General features: G+C 51.8%; 9 protein-coding genes and 1 pseudogene. 6 read left to right on the forward strand and 4 right to left on the reverse strand.

What is annotated here, in order from left to right; genetic code table 11:
- Positions 1-40: 40 nt before the first annotated feature.
- Together BT142_RS12700 and BT142_RS12705 are read left to right on the forward strand one after the other, a co-directional pair.
- Positions 41-244, forward strand: a complete 204-nt coding sequence (locus tag BT142_RS12700) for a hypothetical protein (RefSeq protein ID WP_072418566.1) — start codon at positions 41-43, stop codon at positions 242-244.
- A gap of 36 nt (positions 245-280) precedes the next feature.
- Entirely contained in the window at positions 281-1255 is a 975-nt protein-coding gene (locus BT142_RS12705) for a glycoside hydrolase family 113 (RefSeq protein ID WP_084659467.1), read from the forward strand.
- 89 nt (positions 1256-1344) lie between these two features.
- Here BT142_RS12705 and tsf read toward each other — a convergent pair whose 3' ends face one another.
- The 4 genes from tsf to BT142_RS12725 form a co-directional block, all read right to left on the reverse strand.
- Entirely contained in the window at positions 1345-2262 is a 918-nt protein-coding gene (gene tsf, locus BT142_RS12710; RefSeq protein ID WP_072418567.1) for a translation elongation factor Ts, read from the reverse strand.
- Positions 2246-3292 carry a hypothetical protein gene (locus BT142_RS12715; protein ID WP_072418568.1) on the reverse strand — a complete coding sequence of 349 codons (1047 nt, stop codon included), beginning with the start codon at positions 3290-3292 and terminating at the stop codon, positions 2246-2248. The genes tsf and BT142_RS12715 overlap by 17 nt, the downstream gene beginning before the upstream one ends.
- A gap of 28 nt (positions 3293-3320) precedes the next feature.
- Positions 3321-4049 carry a 30S ribosomal protein S2 gene (gene rpsB, locus BT142_RS12720; protein WP_072418569.1) on the reverse strand — a complete coding sequence of 243 codons (729 nt, stop codon included), beginning with the start codon at positions 4047-4049 and terminating at the stop codon, positions 3321-3323.
- A 183-nt stretch (positions 4050-4232) separates the two neighbouring features.
- Positions 4233-4523, reverse strand: coding sequence for a PRC-barrel domain-containing protein (locus tag BT142_RS12725; protein ID WP_072418570.1), 291 nt, complete (start codon positions 4521-4523; stop codon positions 4233-4235).
- Between the two features lie 97 nt (positions 4524-4620).
- Between BT142_RS12725 and BT142_RS20010 the strand changes: the two genes are divergently transcribed.
- The 4 genes and pseudogenes from BT142_RS20010 to BT142_RS12745 form a co-directional block, all read left to right on the forward strand.
- On the forward strand, positions 4621-5625 hold the full coding sequence (locus tag BT142_RS20010) for a GNAT family N-acetyltransferase (RefSeq protein WP_072418571.1): 1005 nt from the start codon (positions 4621-4623) through the stop codon (positions 5623-5625).
- Positions 5626-5656: 31 nt separating this feature from the next.
- Positions 5657-7627 (forward strand): NAD-dependent DNA ligase LigA, encoded by a 1971-nt coding sequence (gene ligA / locus BT142_RS12735; RefSeq protein WP_347497672.1) that lies wholly within the window; start codon positions 5657-5659, stop codon positions 7625-7627.
- On the forward strand, positions 7624-8157 hold the full coding sequence (locus tag BT142_RS12740; protein ID WP_072418573.1) for a nitroreductase family protein: 534 nt from the start codon (positions 7624-7626) through the stop codon (positions 8155-8157). Before ligA ends, BT142_RS12740 begins: the two co-directional genes overlap by 4 nt.
- A gap of 138 nt (positions 8158-8295) precedes the next feature.
- Positions 8296-8519, forward strand: a pseudogene (locus BT142_RS12745) (hypothetical protein); the annotation flags it as partial.

Here is an 8519-nt window from a genome sequence, read left to right on the forward strand (position 1 = left end):
CAGAGTAAATAAACAGGTTTTTATGTTATTGGGGGACAGAATGAAAAAAGAATTTGAGGTTGAAGATATAAAACAATTATATTCTGCTTTTATATCGTTGTGCGATTTTATTGAAGCAGATGTATATTGCGGCAAATGTCCTCTATGGAATGATATGTGCGGCGCTGCTGATAAGACAAAGGTCAGAGAATTTAGTGAAGCACTGTATAGGATCAGAAGTATTGCCGATATTTCAAAACAATAATTCAGAACGCTGCCAATAAACGAAAGGACAATCAATATGACTGAACGATTATTTTGCAAAGGCTACACATGGGGCTTTTTCTCGGGGAGCGGGGTTTACGCGACCCCCGAAGCCGAACGCTCGATGGAGCGTCTTGCCGAAAATGGTCTTGACTGGATCTGCATCCCCGTCAACTGTTTTCAGGAGACCTACCATTCGCTGAACGTTTTCTCAATGTTCGGCAGAACACAGACCGATGAAGAAGTGCGTTTTGCGATACACAAGGCAAAGTCGCTCGGCTTGAAAGTCTGCCTGAAACCGATGGTGGACTGCCTCGACGGAGTTTGGCGTGCGCGTATCAATTTCCCGCCCGAGGACCAGAAGCTGTGGGAGCGGTGGTTCGGAAGCTACACTCGGTTCATGTGCCATTACGCACGCATCGCCGAAGAGGAAAGCTGCGAAATGCTCTGCACAGGCTGTGAGATGGCAGGCATGGATTCGCAGACCGAACGCTGCAAAGCCCTGATTCGGGCGGTGAGGGAAGTGTTCAGCGGACTTATCATGCACAACGTGAATCACGGCGATGAGATGCGTTTCCCGTGGCTGACCGATGTTGATGTGGTCGGCGTTTCGGCATACTACCCCTGCACCACTCCCGAGGACAGCTCCCTCGGACAGATGAAGTGCGTATGGGCTGAAAAAGCGGTCATGCTCGAACAGGTCCACAAGCACTACGGCAGGCCCGTGATGTTCGCGGAGATCGGTATGCGGAATATCAGGGGCTGTTCGATGCACCCGTGGGAGTTCCGCGTCACCCCGAACGACACCCCCGACGAGACCGAACAGGCTGACTTCTACGAAGCAGCACTCTCGACCTGTTTTGATAAGCCCTGGTTCGCAGGCTATTTCTGGTGGGACTGGAAAGCCATTATCCCCTCGGAAGAAAAAGCCTCCGAAAACCGCGACTTCACCTGCTACGGCAAGAAATCAGAGCAAGTCCTCAGAAAATGGTATAAAAAAGACGAGAGATAAAACGCATTTCTCTCGTCGGATATCATAAAAAACTCCCTCACAGATCACTCTGCGAGGGAGGATATTTTCATATCATTTCAGGTTAGGGATCAGCCCTTTACCATGTTAGCGATCTCATCAGCGAAGTTCTCTTCCTTCTTCTCGATGCCGTCGCCGCGCTCGAAGCGGATAACCTCAGAAACTACGATGCTGCCGCCGAGCTTCTTAGCCTCAGCGTCAACATAACCCTGAACGGTCTGCTTGTCATCCTTAACGAATGCCTGTTCGAGGAGGCAGTTCTCGGAATAGTACTTTCCGACCTTACCCTCAACGATCTTTACCTTTACCTGCTCGGGCTTGTTAGCCATCTTAGGATCCTCTGCCATCTGGCTGAGCATGATCTCCTTCTCCTTCTCGATAACCTCAGCGGGAACCTGAGTTCTGTCGAGGTAAGCAGGGTTCAGAGCAGCAGACTGCATAGCAACGTCCTTACCGATGTAAGAAACAGCGTCTGCGTCGAGATCGGTGTCGAGCTTAACGAGAACGCCGATGCTGCCGCCGTTGTGAACGTAAGAAGCAAGCTTGCCCTCAAGTCTTACGAATCTGCGGATAACGATGTTCTCTCTGATCTTCATGCCTGCGAGCTCGGTAAGAGTGTCAGCAACGCTCTTGTCGCCGCCGCTGATGGTCTCAGCAGAAAGAGCCTCAACGTCAGCAGGGTTCTTCTCGATAATGGTATCAGCTACCTTAGCAACGAAAGCCTTGAAATCATCGGTGTTAGCAGCGAAGTCGGTCTCGGAGTTGACCTCAACGAGAACACCAACGTTGCCCTTTACTACAGCGGCAACTGCGCCCTCAGCAGCAGCTCTTCCGCTCTTCTTAGCCTGGGTAGCAAGTCCCTTCTCACGAAGGATCTCGATAGCCTTCTCCTGATCGCCGTCGGTCTCAACGAGTGCTCTCTTGCAGTCCATCATACCAACGCCGGTAAGGCTCATGAGTTCTTTTATATCCTTAACTGTTACAGCCATTGTTTTTTCCTCCTGTAATATTTATACGTGTGTGTTTACCGCTGTTTTCACGAATGTGTTTCGGTATATCGGTGTCAACGCCTATTCCCAGAATCGACTCCGCTGCGTCTGGTTTGAGCGGCAGCGAAAGAAAATGTGGGTTTATTACAAGGCTGACATCCTTATCCGCAGACAGTATCGTCCGACAGTGTCCTACAAGATCAGCGAATGTGATGATCCTTACACAGTAATCGCAGTTGTGAAACATCCCGTCAAGCTGAGCGCAGTCGGTAAAAGCGGGAAGTGTAAGCACTTCCTTGCCGTCTACCTTCTTTGTCATCAGTATGATATTGAACTGGTCGGGCATCGCGTCTGTATATGGCGGATTCAGTCTGCTTCCGCCGTAGATGTGGTTGTGCATATCCCTGTATATCCCGAACTTGCCCGCAAGGATTGCCGAAGCGCTCCATGAGGGGTTGATGGTGTAAGGTTTGATGTCACACTCATCCTTCGAGTATTTTACAGCAATAAGCACCAGCAATTCACTGTTTATGCAGGAATGAAATTCGTATTCGAGCAGTCTGACGACCTCATCATAATTGACATCGGCTGCAGCAAACTTTTTGTTGCCTTTCGCAGCCGAGGCATATTTTCTTGCCTGGATGAGTCTGATCCGCAGATGATTATAGCGGGCATTGAGCCAGCTTTTCTCGCGGTATCCGAGCAGTTCCGCTCTTGAATACTCCGTAAAACTGCCTTTATCGGTAAACAGTAGAAATTTCTCTATGCCGAGATATCTCCAATCAAGAACAAGTCGGATCAGGCTCGTCGGGTCAACAGCATAACTTTCAGCATCCTTGACCTTCTGCACATAATCCGAAGCGTTCCTGCTATCCGTAAAACACACGGCCCTGCCCTCCATATCGAGTGCGGGGATATGATCTCCCAGGCCGCGGTCACAGATCAGATATAGTTTCGGGTAAGGTGACAGAATTTCAGAATACTCATCGTCTTCAACAACATCCTGTCTCGACGGCAATCTGATCTCCATTTAAATCACCCTGCCCGTTCTTTTCAAATTATTCAGCTTCTGCCTCAGCCTCTTCAGCCTCAACAACAGCGTCTGCACCCTGTCTGCCTTCGATGATAGCGTCAGCCATGCAGCCGGCGATAAGTCTTACAGCGCGGATAGCGTCATCGTTGCCGGGGATAACGTAATCAACGTCATCGGGATCGCAGTTGGTGTCAACGATAGCTACTACGGGGATACCGAGCTTCTTAGCCTCGCTTACAGCGATCTTCTCCTTGCGGGGGTCAACTACGAACAGAGCGCCAGGAAGGGTCTTCATGTTCTTGATACCGCCCATGAACTTCTCAAGCTTCTCGATCTCGAGGGTGAGCTTAACAACTTCCTTCTTGGGGAGCAGGTTGAAAGTACCGTCCTCCTCCATGGTGTGGAGCTGCTCAAGTCTTCTGATTCTGCTCTGGATGGTCTTGAAGTTGGTCATCATACCGCCGAGCCATCTTGCGTTAACATAGTGAGCACCTGCTCTGGTAGCCTCCTCCTTGATGGAGTCGCCTGCCTGCTTCTTGGTACCTACAAACAGAACCTCCTTGCCGTCAGCGGAGAGCTCACGAACAAAGTTGTAAGCCTCTTCGAGCTTCTTAACGGTCTTCTGAAGGTCGATGATGTGGATGCCGTTTCTTTCAGTGAAAATGTACTGGGACATTTTCGGGTTCCATCTTCTTGTCTGGTGTCCGAAGTGAACGCCTGCTTCAAGAAGCTGCTTCATTGATACTACTGCCATTGTAGTAACCTCCTGTTGGTTTTTTCTCCGTCATTTGACGGGTGTGTCTATCCTCTGGACAGGTAGGCAAATGCCTTTACCCTTACTTTTTAACGGTACGGGAACCACAGCTTTCCCTGTCCATGCGAATTGCTTTAATATTATATCACATCTCACAAAAAATTGCAAGCATTTTTTACACGTCTATTTTAACAAACTTTCGACAGTAAACGTTCTCGATTTTGTTGACACTGTCTCTTTTTCCTGCTGAACGAGCACCGTGTCCTCTCCGATGAGGGTGATGTCGCTGCATTTTATCACAAGGTCGCCCTCTCTGCCCATTATCCCGAAAGCCCTCGGCCTGCCGAAGATCACGAGGGAAGTCACCTCTCCCGAAATGGTATCGAATTCTATATCGTCAACATATCCGAGCCTGAGACCCGTTTTCATATCAATGACCTCTTTGTTCCTAAGCTCGGTCAGCGTGCAAACCATAATATCACCTCGCAGATTTATATGCACTTCGGTCACATCTTATGCCTTGACATATCTTCTGACAGATGATATTATAGATAGTATGGAGTGATGAAAAATGAACGATACTATAATAAGAAACGTAACTATCGCCGACACCGAGGAACTTCTGCGGATTTATTCCTACTACGTCGAAGAGACCGCTGTCAGCTTTGAATACGATGTTCCTTCCGCCGCCGAATTTGCACGGCGTATCACGGATATATCGTCGGGCTACCCCTATCTTGCGGCTGTCCGCGGCGGCAGGATAATCGGCTATGCCTATGCCCATGCTTTCGTCGGGCGTGAGGCTTACAGGTTCTCCGCCGAGCTGACCATATACCTCGACAAGGACGAGCGCAGACACGGTACGGGCAGACTTCTCTACGATGCCCTCGAATCGAAGCTTGCCGCGATGGGAATAACGAACCTCTACGCCTGCATCGGCGTTCCTTCTGACGAATCCGAGGGCGACGAGTACATCACCCGCGACAGTGAGCGTTTCCACAACAGGCTCGGTTTTAAGACGGTCGGGTTGTTCACCGACTGCGGATACAAATTTGACAGATGGTACAGCATGATATGGGCTGAAAAACTGCTGAAACAGAACGCCCCCGAAGCGCCGCGCCATCCATTTTTCGACGCGAACTATGCAGCCTTCCTCGGCGACATCGGCGAAGCACGGATGATGGTGCTCTCCACCGCCGCAAACGGCAGGGTCTCCTCACGCACGATGAGCGTTGTGCAGTCCTTCGGTGTTTTCTATTTCCAGACCGACCGCGCCTCGCTGAAATACCGCCAGCTCAAATGCAGCAATTCCGCCGCCCTGTGCATCGACAATATCCAGATAGAGGGCGTCTGCGAAGAAACGGGCAGACCGCAGGACAACGAACAGTTCTGTGAGCTGTTTGAAAAGCACTTCAAGGGTTCATTCAACGCTTACACAACCCTTGAGAACGAACGTCTTTTCGCATTCAGACCGACCTTTGCCGAGCGTTGGGTCTACAAAGACGGGGAGCCGTTTATTGAACGGTTCGACATCGAAAACAGGCACTACAGCCTCGAAAAATACACGGGCAAATAAAGTATCCAAAGCCCCGATCGGAGATATGATAATGACACCAAATGAAAAAATAGAACGCATGAAAGAGCTCAACGACCTCCTCGCAAAAGCCGCCGATGTCTACTACAACACGGGCGATACCATTATGACCGACGCCGAGTACGACAAGCTTTACAACGAGCTTGAAGCCCTCGAAGAGGAAACAGGCATAATCCTCAGCGGAAGCAGAACACAGAACGTCGGTTTCGAGGTGACCTCCTATCTGCCGAAGGTCAGACACCCGAAGCGTATGCTCTCGCTCGACAAGACCAAGAGCCGCGAGGAGCTCCGTGAATGGCTCGGCGAACACAAGGGCTTTCTTTCCTGGAAGCTCGACGGTCTGACCGTCTGCCTTAACTACCGCGACGGAAAACTCAGTCAGGCAGTCACCCGCGGGAACGGTGACGTGGGCGAGGACATCACCCCGAACGCCATGCACATCAAGGGCATCCCTCAGCGCATCCCGTTTAAGGGCGCTCTTTCCCTCCGCGGCGAAGCGCTGATAGGCTACTCGGATTTCGAGCGTGTGAACGAGACTCTGCCCGAGGGCTCCGAGCCCTACAAGAACCCCCGCAACCTCGCATCGGGAACGCTCCGCAGTCTCGACTCGAAGGTGGTCGCCGACAGACGCGTGAATTTCTACGCCTTCACCCTCACCGAAGCCGAGGGCTTTGAGTGCGATTCTGTCGCAGGCCGTCTTGACTGGCTCGAAACACTCGGTTTTCAGAGGGTAAGCGGCAGGCTCGTTGACAGCGAAACGCTCATCCCCGCAATAGAGGATTTCGAGCGTTCGATAGCCGATTTCGACCTGCCCTCCGACGGGCTGGTGCTGACCTACGACAGCGTCAGCTACGGCAAGAGCCTCGGCGAGACCATCCACCATCCGAGAAACGGTATGGCGTTCAAGTGGGCTGACGAGACCGCCGACACCACTCTCCGCGAGATAGTCTGGTCGCCCAGCAGAACGGGTCTCATCAACCCCATCGCGGTGTTCGATACGGTCGAGCTGGAAGGCACCTCCGTTTCGAGAGCATCGCTCCACAACATCAGCATCCTGAAAAAGCTGAACCTTGCAGTCGGGGACACCATCTCCGTCTATAAGGCGAACATGATAATCCCCGTTGTCGGCGAGAACAAGACCCCTCACGACAGCGATGTTGTCTCGGACGCGGTCGCAAAGACCTGTCCCGCCTGCGGTTCGGAGACCGAACTTCTGACCTCCGACGACGGTGTTGAAACGCTCATGTGTCCGAACCACGATTGTGCCGCAAAGCATCTCGGACGTTTCGAGCACTTCGTTCAGCGCGACGCCATGAACATCGTCGGCATGGCCGAATCTACCATCAAGGCATTCGTGGAGAACGGTTTCCTGCGCGAGCCTGCGGATTTCTACAAGCTCGCCGAGCACAGGGACAAGATTATCACCCTCGAAGGCTTCGGAGAAAAGTCCTACACCCAGATAATCGAAGCGGTGGAAGCGTCCCGCGATACCGAACTTTACCGTGTTCTGTATTCCCTCGGCATCCCAAACATCGGTAGAGCGGCTTCAAGGCTGATCTGCGAGAGCCACCCGTCTGCGGATGAGCTCGAAAAGCTGACGCGTGAACAGCTTGTGGAGATCGACGGCATCGGCGATGTTCTTGCGAACGACTACGTCAGCTACTTCTCGAACGAGCACAACCTCGCCGAGTATCACGACCTGCTCGCCGAGCTGCGGATAAAAGCCCCCGAAGTGAGAAACACCGAATCGGGCATTTCGGGCAAGACCTTCGTCATCACAGGCGCAGTCCACATCTGGAAGAACCGCAGTGAGCTGAAAGAATTCATCGAAGCCAACGGCGGAAAAGTCGCGTCGGCAGTCTCGAAGAACACCGATTACCTGATAAACAACGATTCGACATCGACCTCGGGCAAGAACAAAAAGGCAAACGAGCTCGGTATCGCCATCATCACCGAGGAGCAGTTCAGGGAGATGACCGAATGAGCGCCATATCCATCATCGAAAAACGCCGCAGCTACAGAGGCCGCTTTAAGCCGCAGCCGGTCCCAAGGGAGCATCTTGCCGCGATAATGCGAGCAGGGCTTGCCGCTCCGTCAGGCTGCAACAAACAGACCACAAGCCTTATCGCGGTGGATGACAAGGACATCCTCGCAAGACTTCTCGGCGTGATAGATCCGCCCGTTGCCGCCACCGCACCTGCGGTCATCTGCGTTCTGACCCGTCGGATAAACGCCTACCGCGACAGGTGCTTCGCGGTGCAGGATTACTCGGCGGCGATTGAGAATATGCTGCTTGCAGCCGTTGAACTCGGTTATCAGAGCTGCTGGTACGAGGGTCACATCACCGACACCGACCGCATCTGCGACAAAATGGCGGCGATTCTGAACGTCCCCGGCGGCTACGACCTCGTTTGTATGCTGCCCGTCGGCATCGCCGAGGACGAACCGACCGCCCCGAAAAAACAGCCCTTCGAGGAGCGTGCGTGGTTCAATTCCTTCGGCAGTAAAGACTGAAAAAAACAAAGGGGCTGTTGCACCCCAAAAAGAAAGAAAAAGAGCTTAGCGAACCCCGAAAGGTATAGCTAAGCTCTTCGTTTTGTGGTATAATTTAATTGCGAAAAAAATAACCCACGAAAGGATTGTACCATAAAAATGAGAAATTGTCAAGTACGTCTTAACATGAATTATGAGATCTACATCGAAGAAAGCTCACCGGTCAGAGTACTGGGCAATGTGATAGACGAGATCTATTCCAAAGAAGATTACACGATACAGAGCAAGTGGAACGGCGCTGTGCCCGAGGATATCATGATGAAAATACTCATTTACGGCTACATGAACGACTCTTTCTCCAGCCGAAAGATTGAACAGCTCTG

Origin of the sequence: Ruminococcus sp. YE71 (assembly GCF_900119155.1) — a bacterium.
GTDB lineage: Bacteria > Bacillota > Clostridia > Oscillospirales > Ruminococcaceae > YE71.